Origin of the sequence: Streptomyces sp. WMMB 714 (assembly GCF_900090125.1) — a bacterium.
GTDB lineage: Bacteria > Actinomycetota > Actinomycetes > Streptomycetales > Streptomycetaceae > Streptomyces > Streptomyces daqingensis.
Map to the genome: position 1 here is coordinate 621,274 of NZ_FMHJ01000001.1, position 14,387 is coordinate 635,660.

Annotated in this window: 12 protein-coding genes; 3 read left to right on the top strand and 9 right to left on the bottom strand. The window is 73.0% G+C overall.

Annotated features, from left to right (window positions below):
- Position 1 precedes the first annotated feature (1 nt).
- Positions 2-508: a snapalysin family zinc-dependent metalloprotease gene (locus H181DRAFT_RS02625; protein ID WP_107068669.1), complete on the bottom strand. Its 507-nt coding sequence runs from the start codon at positions 506-508 to the stop codon at positions 2-4.
- Between the two features lie 287 nt (positions 509-795).
- Here H181DRAFT_RS02625 and H181DRAFT_RS02630 point away from each other — a divergent pair, with 287 nt between their 5' ends.
- The gene (locus H181DRAFT_RS02630; RefSeq protein ID WP_045862464.1) at positions 796-1,092 is read left to right on the top strand and encodes a hypothetical protein; all 297 of its coding nucleotides are present in this window, start codon (positions 796-798) and stop codon (positions 1,090-1,092) included.
- Positions 1,093-1,213: 121 nt separating this feature from the next.
- Here H181DRAFT_RS02630 and H181DRAFT_RS02635 read toward each other — a convergent pair whose 3' ends face one another.
- The 3 genes from H181DRAFT_RS02635 to H181DRAFT_RS02645 all read right to left on the bottom strand — a co-directional run bounded on the left by H181DRAFT_RS02635 (position 1,214) and on the right by H181DRAFT_RS02645 (position 4,360).
- On the bottom strand, positions 1,214-2,212 hold the full coding sequence (locus H181DRAFT_RS02635; protein WP_052708414.1) for a helix-turn-helix transcriptional regulator: 999 nt from the start codon (positions 2,210-2,212) through the stop codon (positions 1,214-1,216).
- Positions 2,213-2,232: 20 nt separating this feature from the next.
- Complete coding sequence (locus tag H181DRAFT_RS02640) at positions 2,233-3,201, bottom strand: AraC family transcriptional regulator (protein ID WP_158715407.1); 969 nt, start codon at positions 3,199-3,201, stop codon at positions 2,233-2,235.
- Positions 3,202-3,565: 364 nt separating this feature from the next.
- On the bottom strand, positions 3,566-4,360 hold the full coding sequence (locus H181DRAFT_RS02645; protein WP_139131658.1) for a hypothetical protein: 795 nt from the start codon (positions 4,358-4,360) through the stop codon (positions 3,566-3,568).
- Positions 4,361-5,350: 990 nt separating this feature from the next.
- On the opposite strand from H181DRAFT_RS02645, the gene H181DRAFT_RS29735 reads away from it, so the two are divergent.
- The gene (locus H181DRAFT_RS29735; protein WP_254666668.1) at positions 5,351-6,136 is read left to right on the top strand and encodes a lysophospholipid acyltransferase family protein; all 786 of its coding nucleotides are present in this window, start codon (positions 5,351-5,353) and stop codon (positions 6,134-6,136) included.
- Between the two features lie 223 nt (positions 6,137-6,359).
- On the opposite strand, the gene H181DRAFT_RS02655 is transcribed toward H181DRAFT_RS29735, so the two are convergent.
- Positions 6,360-7,766 (bottom strand): Glu/Leu/Phe/Val dehydrogenase dimerization domain-containing protein, encoded by a 1,407-nt coding sequence (locus tag H181DRAFT_RS02655; RefSeq protein ID WP_052708416.1) that lies wholly within the window; start codon positions 7,764-7,766, stop codon positions 6,360-6,362.
- A 745-nt stretch (positions 7,767-8,511) separates the two neighbouring features.
- Between H181DRAFT_RS02655 and H181DRAFT_RS02660 the strand changes: the two genes are divergently transcribed.
- Complete coding sequence (locus H181DRAFT_RS02660) at positions 8,512-9,537, top strand: aminoglycoside phosphotransferase family protein (protein WP_045862589.1); 1,026 nt, start codon at positions 8,512-8,514, stop codon at positions 9,535-9,537.
- A gap of 248 nt (positions 9,538-9,785) precedes the next feature.
- Here the strand turns inward: H181DRAFT_RS02660 and H181DRAFT_RS02665 are convergent, their stop codons facing one another.
- From H181DRAFT_RS02665 to H181DRAFT_RS02680, 4 genes are all read right to left on the bottom strand, one after another.
- A complete protein-coding gene (locus H181DRAFT_RS02665; protein ID WP_074467673.1) occupies positions 9,786-10,040 on the bottom strand; it encodes a hypothetical protein in 255 nt (84 codons plus the stop codon).
- A 528-nt stretch (positions 10,041-10,568) separates the two neighbouring features.
- Positions 10,569-11,372 (bottom strand): phytanoyl-CoA dioxygenase family protein, encoded by an 804-nt coding sequence (locus H181DRAFT_RS02670; RefSeq protein WP_045862466.1) that lies wholly within the window; start codon positions 11,370-11,372, stop codon positions 10,569-10,571.
- Between the two features lie 558 nt (positions 11,373-11,930).
- A complete protein-coding gene (gene hflX, locus H181DRAFT_RS02675; RefSeq protein WP_045862467.1) occupies positions 11,931-13,319 on the bottom strand; it encodes a GTPase HflX in 1,389 nt (462 codons plus the stop codon).
- Positions 13,320-13,540: 221 nt separating this feature from the next.
- Positions 13,541-14,362, bottom strand: coding sequence for an AfsR/SARP family transcriptional regulator (locus H181DRAFT_RS02680; protein WP_045862468.1), 822 nt, complete (start codon positions 14,360-14,362; stop codon positions 13,541-13,543).
- Positions 14,363-14,387: the final 25 nt, after the last annotated feature.

Genomic DNA, 14,387 nt, shown 5'->3' on the forward strand with positions numbered 1-14,387 from the left:
GTCAGTCCGCGAAGACCTTCGCCCTCTCACTGCCCCGCGTCTCCGCGAGGCCGCCGGCGAAGTTGTCCTCGACCTCCGCCTTCTCCGCGGCGTCGGGGTCGGGGTTGGTGCACTCCGGCCCTGCGGACGAGCCCGACATCAGGCTGGAGCACGGGCCCGGCTTCATGTCGGGCAGGCCGAGGATGTGCCCCAGCTCGTGGGAGGCGATGCGCGTCGTGTGGTACCCCTGCTGCACCGCCTCGCGGCCCATGTAGACGGTGCCGTTGCCGAGGCTCGTGGTGACGGCACGGGGCCAGCCGTCGTCGGCGACGATGCGCACATTGGCCTGCTCGCCGGCGCCGGCCGCTTCGAGACGGACGCCGGTGACGCTTTCGTTCCACACCTGCACGCCGCTCGCCACCGCGTCGGCGAACTCCTCCGACCCGCTGGCGTCGTAGGTGAGGACCACCGGCGCGGCGGCTTCGTCCGGTGCTGCTGCCGGGGCGGCGACGGCCTGGCCGCTCAGCATGACCACGGCCGTCAACGACCCGGCGAGGGCCGTTCTTACGAGGTTGCGGACCAACACATCAGCCTCCTGGTGGGGGACAGAGCTCTAGTGTTGGCGTGTTCATGCCCCGCCGCGCCCGGCGGATACCTCGAACCCCGATCTCCGGCGTATTTACGGCAGTTGACGCCCAGTACCCCCCGCCCTCTCGCGCCACCCGAGCCCCCTGCTCCCCCGTGCTCGCGAGCACTCCGCCTTCGGCCCGGGAACCCGGCGGCGGCCGGCCACTCGGAAACCGTAGGCTCGGAGCCATGGTTGACCCGGAGAAGTCAGAACCCGACGCCCTGTACGCGGACGCGGACCAGGGGGTGCAGGAAGCCCGGCAGCGCGTCCGCGAGGCAGCGGCCGGAACCGACGGCGCCCTGCTGGAGACCGCCCTCGACGAACTGGAAGCGGCGCTCGCGCACCGTGAAGCCGCCCGGCGGCGGCCCCGGGACGACGCCTGGGTCCTGACCGCCCTCGGAGCGGCGAACGCGCTCGACGCGCAGTTCCACGGTGACGCGGCGACGCTCCCCGAGCAGGACGGCCACGGCACAGCGACCGACTGACGCGACGGAGACCGCGGGGCCCGATCCGCCGGCGGGCGGACGCGGTTCGCGGGCCGTGCAGTGTCGTGCGGTGGCGTGCCGTGCCTTCGGCGGGCTTGCGTGCGCAGGTCCGCCGCCCCGCTCAGAGCGACAGGGTGTCGTGCGGGCTGACCCCGTACACGTCGCGGTAGAGGGCGGCGAACCGTGACGGCTTGGGGAACCCCCACCTCGCGGCCACGGCCGGGACGGTGGCGCCGTTCTCGCCGTCGGCCGCCAGGAGGTCGAAGTGCGCGCGGTCCAGCCGGACTTGCGTCACGCAGCCGAACGGGCTGCGGGAGTTGTGGTGCCGGGCGAAGGCGATGCGCAGCGCGTGGGGGCTCACGCGGGCCGCGCGGGCGATGTCGAGCAACGTGATGTCGGTGTCCGCCCGTTCCTCGATGAACGCGACGGCCCGGCGGACGGCGCCCGGTGCCGCGTCGCTGCCGTCTCTCGAAGTGGCCTCCGCAGGCCCCGAGTTGGGGAACACCGCGAGCGCACTCTCAGCCAGGGCACGTGCCATGTTCCCGATGACGAGGGGTTCGCTCATCGCCTGCGGATTCACGGCCAGCACGTCCCGCACGTGGGCGACGGTGCCCCGCCAGCGGTCCGCCAGACCGGGCGACGCCGGCCGCATGCCGGTGAAGCGCAGGGGCTCGGACCGCCTGCCCTCGGGGAGCGGTGCGTTGCGGTCCAGAGCCGGCTGCCCGAGGACGACCGAGTCGAACTCCAGCTGGTGCGCCAGCGCGGTGAAGGGCCTGTCCGGGGGCGAGATCGCGGCGATCTCCCCCGGCCCGACACGCTCGCCGCCGTCCGGCCACCGGTGCTCCACCCAGCCCGTCCTCGGCTCGACCACCGCGAGGCACCCCAGCGGCTCGGCGTCGTAGCCGGTCTCCATGGAGAGCGTGACGTCGTCCACGCAGAACGAGCCGTGGTCGAAACGCGCGTGCCGGACGAGCTGGCTGCGTTCCCTGCCCTTCATCCGCAGGCTGGTGCCGTAGGCGGCGTTCATGAAGTCGCGCGCGACGTCGAGGTCGGTGGTCTCGAACACGCGCCGCACCGGCGCTCGCTCCCGTGCCGTGGCCTCTTCCATGGCGTCGTCCATCGGCTTCTCGCGGCGGGAGTTCAGGTGTGCAGGGTGTTGCCGGGCGGCCGGCCGTACACGTCGTGGTAGTGGGCGGCGAACGCGCCGGACTGCGGGAATCCCCAGCGTGTCGCGATGCGGGGGACGCTCGCGCCGCTGGCGGGGTCGGTCGACTCCAGGTCGCGGTGGGCACGTTCGAGACGCACGCGGCGCAGGTAGCCGAGCGGCGACGTGCCGTGATGCAGCGGGAAGGCGGCTTCGAGCGCCGCGGGGGACGTCGCCGCCGCTGCCGCGATGTCGGACAGCCTGACGGGCCGGTCGGCGTTCGCGTCGATGAACTCGACCGCCTTGCGGACAGCGGCCGCGGAGGCATGGCCGGGGCCGGGCTGGTAGTCCGCCGTCATCGTCGTGTTGGGGAACGCCCTGACGGCCGCGGAACCGAGCAGGTCGAGCGTCTGGGCGCGGACCAGCGGCGAGGAGAGGGGGCTGTGGGGCGTCTCCAGCTGGTGGCTGACGAATCCGACCGTGGACCGCCAGTACCTGTCCATCGCCGGTGAGACGGGTGTGGTGCCGAGGAAGCGCACCGCTCCGCCGCCGGGGCCGGCCGCCCTCTCCACCGCCTCCATGGGCACGGACAGGATCTCCGCGCGGAGGCGGTCCCAGCCGAGACGGACGGGGACGCCCGTCGGATAGAGGGCCGTGTCACCGATCCTCAGCCGGGCCTCCTGGTCGCTCGACGCGACGCCGAAGGTCCCGCCGGTGACGAAGATGAACATCAGGCCGTCGGTGCCGGCGTAGTCGACGCTCATGTCCATCGTGTGGACCACATGGTCGAGGCTTATCCCGCCGGCGCTCGTACGCCGGAAACTGAAGGTGAAGTCCTCCGCGCCGCTGCCGCTCTGCCGGCAGTCGCCGTACACGCTCTTCGTCACGGATTCCGCGGTCTCCGGATCCGAAGTACCGAACTCGAAGTGCTCCACCTCGAGGGGCTGCTCGGTGCCGTCCGTCATCAGTGCCTCCACCGAGTGGTGGCTCGGATCTCCCCCCGTCCTCCTTTCCGACCGTAACTCCTCGGCCGGGCGAGGCCGACCCGCCGTCATCGCCGTCTCCGGGGAGACCGCGGTCCGGCCCGGGCCTGCGTGTGGCAGGGGCCGCGGCAGGCGACGGCCGAGGCCGGGTGGGGCGTACCGGAAGATCGCCGGCGCCGTGCGCTGCCGGGGCGGAGGACACCGGGCCGCGGTGCGCAGCCATGACGCGCGCAGGGCCCGGCCGAGCCTTACCGGTGAGTCGGCGTGTGCCCGGCGGGCCACGGTGGCCTGCGCACCGGCCGGCAGCCGGGTCAGCCGTCAGCCGTCAGCCGTCAGCCGTCAGCCGTCAGCCGAGGATGCCGCCGAGCAGCCCGCCCAGCAGCCCGCCCGAGTCCTCCTCGCCACCGCCGCCGTCCGCACCGCCGTCGCCCTCGGTGCTTCCGCCGTCGGACGCGCCTCCCTCGTCGCCGCTCGGGCTGGGAGAGGGGGACTGCGAACCGCCTTCGGACGAACCCCCGTCGGAGGAGCCGCCGTCGGAGGAGCCACCGTCCGAGGTGCCGCCGTCGGACGTCCCTCCGTCCGAACCGCCGCCCGCCGCGCCGTCCGAGGGCGATGAGGGGACCTCGGAGGACGGCTCGGAGGAGGACGGGGGCGTCCCCGCCGGCTCCTCCGCGTCCCCGTCCGCTGCCGCCCGGTCGTCCTGCGCGTCGCTCCGCGAGGGGCCGGGTGAGGCGCCCTTGCCGAACTCACCGCCGGGGAAGGCGGCGTTGCCCTCCACCGGCCGCGGCAGGACGCCGACGCCGGTCGAGGAGGGGAAGGGCGACTCGCCGTGCTGCGGCTGGCCCGAATTCGCCGCCCCGACGACGAAGGCCAGGGTTCCCACCATCGTGGCCATCACGAGGCCGAGCGCGGCTCCCCTGACGCGGCCGGACCCTCGGAGTCCGCGCTCCTCGCCGCTCTGCACCAGTACGGGCTGCGGCGGCCTGCCCACGATCCGCCAGGACGATCTGGTCCTGCCCTGCGGCCGGTGTCCCTTGAAAGCCGCGTCGACCTCGTCCGCCGCGGCGAGCACGCACGAGCAGGGTGACGTTCCGTCGGGCTGTACCTGCGCCCCGCACCCGGAGCACTCCTGAATAGCCACGGGCCGTCCTCCTCGGTGGAGAGGCGTCGCGCCGCTCGGCGAGAGCCATCTGGTCAGGACGGGCTCATGCGGACGCTGTCGCAGCCGTCGCGGCATTCCCCCGAGTGCCGTCCGCACGCCCCCGTCGACGCACGGTCGTCCGGGCCCGACCGTAGCGGTTTTCGATTGTATGCAGGGCAATTTCAGCGGCCGGAAGGAGATTCTCGGCGAAATTGTGCAGCTGCATTAGCAGAATTCGGCCGGTGCTCACGCCTGAAGGGGATCCAGTCGATCATCCGAAGCCGGCACAGCCGGCACGGTCGGCGCAGCCGGGCATCGTCCGGGGCCCCGACGGCCGGTCGGCCAGGGAAAGATCGTTGATCCCCGTCCCCCCGCTCACCTCTCCGCGCCCTCCCGGGACCCGCGGAAGGGGAGCGGTCACGTCCGTTCCCGACGGCGCTACCCGATCTTCATGACTGCATTCCGGCCAGCGGGCGCGTCTCACCGATGTCCCGCACTGGCCGGAATTGCGCCGTGACAAATTCGATTTCCCGTAAAGGAAGAGGGAAATCCGGGCGGCTCCGGCAATGGATCAGTCCCTGCCACCGTCCGAGTCCGGACGGCTCGTCCCCGCAACCTCGCGACGTCTCCGGTGGCGAGCCGGTCCTCCGCACCGGTCGCCTGCGTGGGGACGGAGCGCCCGGGCCGGGGTGTCGCGTCCACCACAACTGCGGTGTGCGCGGCCCCTTTCACTGCTACGAAGGGGTGGATGCCTCCCAGCCAGCGACTCCGCGTCCGTGCCCGCACCGCCGGGGCGGGCATGCGTCCGCGTCCGCCCCTGCCCGGGGACGGCTGCCGCCGGCGTTGCTCCCCCGGCACGCGGCGGTGAGATCCGGCGCCCGCCCGGAGGCGGGAGCGGACACCTGGGGGCTGCTGTCCCCCTGCACGCCTCGCTGCGTCACGCCCGCGCCGCACGGCGGCCAGGCCGGAACCCGGCCGTCTCCGGGTGCGGTGCTTCGCCGGTACGCCGGGCTCGGCGCCGCCGTCAGCCGTGCGTTCGCCGCGGGGAAGGGGCTCGCGGATCCGCCTGTCCTGCGGCGGCACGCGCAGTCCGTACTGGACGCGCTCGGTGTCGGCCTCGACGCGGCGGAGGGGCCGCTGCGCGTGCCGGGAGCGTCCACCGGCACGCTGATCGTCGCGAACCACGTCTCCTGGCTGGATGTGGTCGCGGCGCTGGCCGTCGAGCCGGTTCCTCTGATCGCCAAGCGCGAGGTCGCCGCGTGGCCCGTCATCGGGACGCTGACCCGCAGGACCGGCAGCCGGTTCATCGACCGCGGGGCCGTGCGCCGGCTCCCGGAGACCGTGGCGGCCCTGGCCGCCCATCTGCGGGACGGCGAGTCGATGATGGTCTTCCCGCAGGGCGCCACCTGGTGCACCGCCCCGGGCGGGCCGTTCCGGCGCGCCACGTTCCAGGCCGCCCTCGACGCCGGGGCACCGGTCCGGCCCCTCGGCATCGACTTCACGCTCGGAGGCGAGTGCAGCACCGCCGCCTCGTACGTCGGCGACGACACCCTCCTCGGCTCGCTGCGGCGCGTCGCCGCCGCCGAGGGACTCACCGCTCTCGTGCGGCCCTGTCCCCCACTGTGGCCCGGCGACCACGACCGCCGCTCGCTGGCGGCCGCAGCGCACGCCGCGGTGTGCGAGGCCGTGGGGCGTGCGGCGGACCCCGCCCACGGCCGGGGCCCCTCCGGCCGGGACCCCGGGTCCGGTCCGTCCGTCCGCGCGGCGGGCCGGTAGCCGACAGACGTCCGGTGACGTCCGGTACCGGGCACCCGCCGCCGCGGCTGCGCGGGTGCCTGCCCGGTGACGCGAGAACCCCCGCTTCAGGCGCAAGGGACCCCGGGAACGGGCCGCCGTCGACGCGCCCGCTCCGGAGGGCGGTCCCGGAACGGCCGGCGCCCCGCCGGACCTGCCTGAGCAGGTCCGGCGGGGCGCCGATGGTGCCTCCGGGAAGGGCCGTTCAGGCCTGGCCGGCGTTCTCGTCGGCCGTCCCGGGCCAGTAGGCGGGGAAGGCCCCTGCGGGCTGACGGCCCGTCTCCATCGGTGCGTCGACCAGGTCTCCGGCGACGGGGAAGGTGCCGCTCGGCGGTGCCGCGACGAGCTCCGCCGGGCCCGGCGCCGCGATCTCCGCGCCCGCGTCCTCCCCGACGGTCGTCTGCCCCTGCGGGACAGCGGGGAAGAGGTCGCGGAAGGCGACCGCCGCGCCGTACTCGCCGATCATCCGCTGCGAGTTCTCCTTGGCGAACTGCACGCCCGCCTCCCGCATGGACGTCCCGGCCGCCGCCGCCCTGGTCATCAGGTCGCGGACGAGCGGGCGCATCTGCGCCGACAGCCGAGTGCACGCCCCGGCGGGGCTGACGACCTCGCCGAGGATGACCCACCATGCCCCGGCCGCGGCACCGGTGTTGGCGATGAAGTCCGGGACCACGGTCACCCCGCGCTCCAGGAGACGCTGCTCCGCCTCGGGCGTGGTGGGGACGTTGGCGGCCTCCACCACGAGCCTGCCGCGGATCCGGTCGCAGTTGTCCGCCGTGATCGAGTAGGAGACGGCCGCGGGCACCAGCACGTCCACCTCCTGGTCGAGCCAGGCGTCGCCGGGGCGTTCCACGTCGTCCTCGCGCAGTACGGAGCGGTCGATCACGCCGCTCGTGCTCCGCGCGGCCAGCAGGCTCTCGACGTCCAGGCCCCGCGAGGTGTTGAGGATCAGGCCCTGGGCGTCCGTGACGCCGACGATCGTGACTCCGGCACGCGCCAGGTAGAGCGCCGTGGAGCCGCCCATGGCCCCGAAACCCTGCACGACCGCGCGGGCGGTGCCCGCGGGGATGCGCTCGTGCTCCAAGGCCGCCAGCGCCGACTCCGCGACGCCGAAGCCGCCGATCAGCTCCGACAGCAGCAGACCGTCCGTCCGTGTCGTGAACGCCTGGTGGATGCGCGCCCGGACCTCGGCCTCGTCCGGCGAGCGGACGACGGCGGCGTGGAAGGAGGTCTCGCCGATACCCACCTTGGCGAATGCGCGGTCGAGTTGCTCCTGCTGCGTGCCGAGGTCGCCCGCCGTCACCCAGAACCGCTCCAGCAGGGGGCGGACGGCTTCGAGGAAGCGCTCCCGCACCTCTTCGGCCCGCGGGTCCGCGGAGTCGAAGTCGATGCCGCCCTTGGCGCCTCCGACGTGAATTCCGAATGCGCCCATCTTCAGCGTCATTTCGCGGGCGAGTTCGGAGACCTCACCGATCGTGCATCCAGGACGCATACGCAGGCCGCCCGTGGCGATGCCCGTCACCAGCTGGTCGATCACGACGAAGCCCCGGGCGGGCGTGACGGAGTCGCGCCACGTGACCTGCAGGAAAGGTTCATGCTCAAGAACCTGCAATGGTGTTTCGACAGCAGTTTGCGTCACTTGGCACTCACCCTTTCCACTCACTGATAGGCACTTGCTCTCGCGTGCTTACGCACGCGCCCAGGCCCGGGTACCGGCCATGGCAGGCCGGAATCCCAGGTTTGCCGGCGGGTTTTCGCCGCTGATTTCTGTCGGCTGCGCGCAGGCGGGCGGCCGGCGGCAATACGGGCAGGACGAATTCGCCCCCTGGGCACACTTGTGGTGGGCCCCAGAGAAGGGCGACGAGGAGAGGTCTTTCGGAAATTACGCAGAGAACGCGTCCGGTTGCGTTGTGCGTAGCGCCTACTGTGAGGTCGCGCTTCATCCCTTGTCAAGGCATCTCTTGGGTCGGTTCCCGCACCGGTTTTCGCGGCCCCTTCCTGCAAATTCGAACACAAGGAAAACGCAGCTCAGAAGGGTCGGCCGAACGGCCTCCCCGGAAGCTGACGGGCAGTCAGCCCGGGGCAGGTCACCGCCACGGCGCCCCGGCCGCGGCCCCGGAGATCCTCTGTTCGAGGACGCGGCCCCGTCGGGCCTCCCCGGCGGAGACGTGCGCCGGTCCCGCGCCCCCGAGCGCCCCGGCGCCCACGGCTTGCCGACGAACGGCACCCACGCCGCGCGGCTCAAGGCGTACGCCAGCGAGAAGAGGAAGCTCCGGTCGTCGTCGCTGGTGACCGAGGGGCCCACCGGCCATGAAAAGCAGTGGCAGACCGATCCGGCGCGCTGCTGGGATGGCGCGATGCAGCACGAGACGTCCGAGGCCGCCGGACCAGGCTCTTTCGAGGTCGACCGGGGCGCCTACGAGGACGCGTCGACCCCCTGGGCGGACGCCGCCTGGCGGACCGCCGCCCTCGGCTGGATCGAGGACCGGCTCGCCGGCCGCGGTCTGAGGACGGCAGGGATCCGGACGGTCAGGCTCCGGCCGTGGTCGGTCCTGATCCGGGTGTCCGTCGGCGGAGGCGGCACCGTCTGGTTCAAGGCGAATCCGCCCGCCGGCGCGTTCGAGGCTCCGCTCGGCGCGGCGCTGGCGCGCTGGGTGCCGCGGCACGTGCTGGAGCCGATCGCCGTCGACGCGGAGCGGGGCTGGTCCCTGCTGCCCCACGGAGGGGAGCCCTTCAGGAACCTGCTCGACAGGGACGCGGCAGGCCCCGGCGCGTGGGAGGAGCTCCTCCGGCAGTACGCCGCCGTTCAGCGGGACTTGATCCCGTACGCCCGCGACATGGAACTGCTGGGGGTTCCCGGCGCGCGGACGGCGGCGCTGCCCGGCGTCTTCGACCGGCTCCTCGCGGAGAACCCCGCGCTGCCGCCCACGGAGCGAGGGAAGCTCACCGCTCTCCGCCCCCGGCTCGTGGAGTGGTGCGCGGAGCTCGCGGCGGTGGGCATCGCCGACTCCCTGGACCACGCCGATCTGCACGACCGGCAGGTCTTCCGCCCGCGAGCCGGCCGGTTCGTCTTCTTCGACTGGGGCGACGCCTCCGTCTCCCACCCCTTCTGCAGCCTGCCGGTCCCCGTCGGCAGGGCCTGCGACCGGTACGGCCCGCAGGTGCTGCCACGCCTCCGCGACGCCTATCTGGAGCCCTGGACGGGCGCGGGCAGAACGGCGGTGGAGCTGCGCAGGGCGGCGGGGCTCGCGTGGCGGCTGGCCGCTCTCGGCCGTGCCTGCTCCTGGGGGCGCCTGTTCCCGGCACCGTCCGCCGTCCCGGCGACGGGAGTCGCGGAGAGCACCCGGTGGCTGCTCGAACTCCTCACGGAGCCGCCTCTGTAGGCGGCCTCAGGCGCACGCACGGTTCTCCGGGTCCCGCGGCCCGTGGCGCCGCTCCGGCGCCCGGCCCGCCCCGCTCGGGGACGCCGGGGGCGGTCCCTGACCGGACCGCCCCCGAGCCGGCCCGCCGGGTCGGTCCCCCGTCCCCGGCGACGGCCCCGGCCGCTCTGCGAGCGCGGGTGCCTCCCGCCCCGTGCCGGCGTGGAGTCACCCCGGCTCGCCGCGGATCACGAGGGCCTGGCCCGTTCCGGTCAGCTCGCCTTGGTGAGGCGGTACTCAGTGGTGGGGAACCCCGTGTTGGCACTGCAATGGGTGCTGCTGCGGGTCTCGGTCCAGTTCCAGCCCACCGGGGCCATGCACGCCCACTGGCCCTCCGCTGGTGCGACGACGTCGTAGCTCATGCCGTTCGGCACGCCGCATCCGGGATCGTAGGTGACCCAGGTGTAGGTCATTCCGGGCGGGACGGTGCACTGCCAGGCCGCCTGGGCCGGCGTCGCACTCAGCATCGTCAAACCCCCCGCGAGAACTGCCGTCAAAGAGGCAGCGGATATCGATCTTCGAAGCTTGCGCATTCTCTCTCCTTTTTTCAGGGCGGCCTCGCCGCCCGCGACGCAATCCGAGCAGAGCGCGGAGGCCTTCACAAGTTCTACGCTGCGCAACGCCGTTGCGGGCACGGAAGTTTGCCGTCCCGGGCAATCACGGGGCCGTGGACCGCATATCGATTGCCCTTGGTGGCAATGGCTTTTCCCTCGCGGGGGCGCCAAAATGGTTCTGTTTCACACGCGTTCGGAATCACGGTCCGCGCGGTCGCCCCCGCCCACCGGTCCGGGGCCGCGCGGGTGCGGCAGGGCGGAAGGCGGCCTGGGCGCGGGGGCTGTGCTCCTCATCGGTCTGGGACCGTGGGACCGCTGTACGGGAGAGGCGCAGCCGCGCCTGCGGTCAGGGGCCGGCCGGCGCGGCCCCTGCCTGCCTGCGGACCGCGGGCCCGGCAGGCGAGGGGCCCACGAGGAGGGAGCTTGCCGACTGGTACGCCGTCAGAGGGAGTTGCCGTCCGCGGCGACGAGCGGGGTGCTGTCCCGACCGACGAGGAAGGCCGGCCGGGTGGGGTTGGCGGGGGCGTTCCCGATCCTGTTGTAGGTGATGAGGAGCAGGCAGCGGCGCTCGGCGGAGAGGTTGTTGGACGAGGAGTGGACGATGCTCGGGTGGAAGGCGACCGCCGTGCCGGCGCTGCCCGTCAGTCGCTTCACCCCGAGCGCGCCCGCCAGTTCGTCCGCGATGTCGTCCGGCACCGTGTACTCCAGCTTCGCCGACACATGGTCGTGCCAGTCGTGGCTGTGCTGACCGGCACGCGTCCCGTCCTCGAAGATCCCGCCGTGCTGGCTGCCGGGGATCACTTCGAGCGGCCCGTTCTCGTCGGTGACGTCGTTGAGGAAGATCGCGATGTTCACGGCGTCCGGGGCGGCCATGCCGTCCTCGTGGTGCCAGAACGCGAAGTCCTGGTGCCAGGGCCAAGCGGCTCCCTCGTGCGCCTGCTTCATGTTGACCTTGAACTGGTAGACGTAGACGGGGCCGCCCAGCAGCTCTTCGGCGAAACCCACCAGCGCGGGCAGGCGCACGAGGCGGGCGCACACCTCGTCGAAATCGTGGCAGCCGTGCAGTGCCCGCACCGCCGACGAGCCCTCCTCGTGCACGACTTCGGGGCGGCGCTGCGCGCTGATGCCGTCGATGCGGTCGACCAGCTTCTTCAGGTCGGTGTCGCTCAGGATGTGCGGCAACGGCAGCCAACCGTCCCTGCCGTAACGCACTTTGGTGCCGAGCGGGGGTACGGAAACAGACATGGTGGGCTCATTCCTCGCGAGTGATCGGACGGTCAGGCCGTTCCTTCGAGGCGGGCTCCGCGACCGCGCTGCCGCACGTCCCGCCGGTTCTCCTCGAGTTGCCGCGGACAGGCCCGTGGCGCGGTCCGCCGCGCCTGTCCGGCACAGCCCGCGGGAACGAGGCCGGAACCGCTGGAATCGCGGGCGGATAGGGCATCGCACGCTCCCCTGCCGGCGGACGAAGGATTCCGGTGCCGCGCCGGCGGCAACGGCTCCGGAAACCGGCTGGGAGGGAATTCCCCGGACTTTCGGTTCGCCCTCCGGATTTCCGTCCGGCGAGCCGGAGTTGCGTACCGACGGATCTGCGGGGATCACGCTAGAGGGCGCGGCGAAACCGCCGCAACCTGCCGGGTCGACACGCGCTAGACCCCGACTCGAATTTCCACGGAACCGCGAATTCCCGGCTGCGGCGCGGAAATCGGAGACCGCCGCGCGGCGGTCGCGGACCACGGCGCCGGAACGCACGGCCGGGGGCCGCCCCGCAACGCGGGACGGCCCCCGATCGGGTCTGCCGCGGCGTCAGTTCACCGCGTACGGCGCCAGCTCCGCCGCCAGGTCCTCCTCCACCTTGGCCCGGATGCGCGTGCCCGCCTCCTCGTGGGTCTCGCTGATCAGCTCGGCCTCCTCGTGGACCCGGGCCACCAGATGGCCGTGGGTGTAGGGGATCAGCGCCTCCACGTCGATGTCGGGGTGCGGCAGCGCCTCCTCCACCCGGGCCAGCAGTTCCTCGACGCCCTCCCCGGTGCGCGCGGAGACGGCGACGGCGGCCGGCTCGGACTCCGCCAGACGGTCCAGCACGTCCCTCGGAGCGGAGTCGGCCTTGTTGACCACGACCAGTTCCGGGACGCCCGCGCCTCCGATCTCTTCGATCACCGTGCGCACCGCCTCGATCTGCGCCTCCGGGTCGGGGTGCGTGCCGTCCACGACGTGGAGGATCAGGTCGGCCTCGGCCACCTCCTCCAGCGTGGAGCGGAAGGCGTCCACGAGCTGGTGGGGCAGGTGGCGTACGAAGCCCACCGTGTCGGCGAGCGTGTAGGAGCGGCCGCTCTGGGTCTGCGTGCGGCGCACCGTCGGGTCGAGGGTGGCGAACAGGGCGTTCTGGACGAGGGCTTCGGAGCCGGTGAGACGGTTCAGGAGGGAGGACTTGCCGGCGTTGGTGTAGCCGGCCAGCGCGACGGCGGGCACCTTGTTCCGCTTGCGCTCCTGCCGCTTCAGGTCGCGTCCCGCCTTCATCCCGTCCAGCTCGCGGCGCAGCTTGGACACCTTCTCGCGGAGGCGCCTGCGGTCGGTCTCGATCTTCGTCTCGCCCGGTCCGCGGGTGGCCATCCCGCCGCCGCCACCGCTGCCACCGGACTGCCGGGACAGTGACTGGCCCCAGCCGCGCAGGCGCGGCAGCATGTACTGCATCTGCGCCAGTTCGACCTGGGCCTTGCCCTCCCTGGACGTGGCGCGCTGGGCGAAGATGTCCAGGATCAGCGCCGTCCGGTCGACGATCTTCACCTTGACGACCTCTTCGAGGCGGACGAGCTGCGAGGGGCTCAACTCGCCGTCGCACACGACCGTGTCGGCCGCGTGGTCCAGGACGAGGTCCCGCAGCTCCTGCGCCTTGCCGGAGCCGATGTAGGTGGCCGGGTCGGGCTTGTCCCGGCGCTGGATGACGCCGTCGAGCACGAGGGCCCCCGCCGACTCCGCGAGTGCGGCCAGTTCCGCCATGGAGCTCTCCGCGTCCTCGAGGGTGCCGGACGTCCACGCACCGACGAGGACGACGCGCTCGAGCCGGACCTGGCGCTGCTCGACCTCGGAGACGTCCTGCAACTCGGTGGAGAGCGCGGCGACATGGTGCAGGCCCGTCTCCTGCGTGGGGTCGATCGCGTCTGCGGTACCGAGCGGGCGCTGAGCCGATGTCATGCGCTTCCTTCCGTGAAAGTGCGGGTGCCCCGGGCCTGCGGCACAAGGCGGTCTGGCGTGACCTTCAAGCTTGACAGCCCCTCCTCGAGAAGCCCTCGGAAGAGGCTTGAGCCGTCGGGCGAGGCACATGTCCAGGGGTGGCCGGGCCGGAGGGGCGGGGACGCGGGTCCGTTCAGGCTGCCGGGAGGGTCCCGCAGGGCGCCGATCGCGCGGCGGCCGCCTCAGGCAGCGTAGAGGTCGAACGTCGAGATGGGCTTGGGTCCGGCGAAGACGTCGAGGGCCGGGTCGACGGCGAGCATGGCCTGGTGGAGCCGTTGCAGCTGAGGCGAGGGCTCCACCCCCAGCTCCTCGATGAGGCGCGTGCGCAGTCTCCGGTACGTCTCCAGCGCGGACGCCTGCCGGCCGGAGCGGTACAGCGCCACCATCGCCTGGGAGTGCACCCCCTCGTGCTGAGGATGGCGGGCGGTCAACTCGGTGAGTTCCGCGATGAGTTCGCTGTGCCGGCCCAGGCGCAGGTCCGCGTCGATCCGCCGCTCCACGGTGACGAGGCGGCTCTCCTCGAGGCGCATCACCTCGATCTCCAGGACGGGGCCCACGCGTACGTCCACGAGGGCGGGGCCGCGCCACAGGTCGAGGGCCTCGCGGAACCTGCGGGCCGCGAGTCCGCTGTCGCCCTCGGCGTAGGCGGCCTGCCCCTGCGCTGCCGTCCGCTCGTACTGGTGCACGTCGACGCACGCCTCGTCGGTCTGGAGCAGGTAGCCGCCGTGCCGTGTGGCCAGCACGTCCTTGGGACGGCGGGCGGCGTCCCCGCCCAGTGCGGCGCCGAGGCGCCTGCGCAGCTGGAGGATGTAGGTCTGAAGGGTGGTCAGCGCGCTCTGCGGCGGCCGGGTGCCCCAGAGTTCCTCCATGAGCACGGGGACGGGCACCACCCGGCCCGGGTAGAGCGCGAGGAGCGACAGGACCTGCCGCGGCTTCCCCGCCGTCGGAACGACCGACTCCCCGTCGACCTCGGCACTCAGCGGACCCAGAACCTGAACCCTCACGGTCTCCTCCGTACCTGTCCGTGCT

Coding starts and splice junctions, on each gene's coding strand:
- H181DRAFT_RS02625 (WP_107068669.1), bottom strand. CDS start 508: ATGCTGAGCGGCCAGGCCGTCGCCGCCCCGGCAGCAGCACCGGACGAA.
- H181DRAFT_RS02630 (WP_045862464.1), top strand. CDS start 796: ATGGTTGACCCGGAGAAGTCAGAACCCGACGCCCTGTACGCGGACGCG.
- H181DRAFT_RS02635 (WP_052708414.1), bottom strand. CDS start 2,212: ATGGACGACGCCATGGAAGAGGCCACGGCACGGGAGCGAGCGCCGGTG.
- H181DRAFT_RS02640 (WP_158715407.1), bottom strand. CDS start 3,201: ATGACGGACGGCACCGAGCAGCCCCTCGAGGTGGAGCACTTCGAGTTC.
- H181DRAFT_RS02660 (WP_045862589.1), top strand. CDS start 8,512: ATGCAGCACGAGACGTCCGAGGCCGCCGGACCAGGCTCTTTCGAGGTC.
- H181DRAFT_RS02665 (WP_074467673.1), bottom strand. CDS start 10,040: ATGCTGAGTGCGACGCCGGCCCAGGCGGCCTGGCAGTGCACCGTCCCG.
- H181DRAFT_RS02670 (WP_045862466.1), bottom strand. CDS start 11,372: ATGTCTGTTTCCGTACCCCCGCTCGGCACCAAAGTGCGTTACGGCAGG.
- hflX (WP_045862467.1), bottom strand. CDS start 13,319: ATGACATCGGCTCAGCGCCCGCTCGGTACCGCAGACGCGATCGACCCC.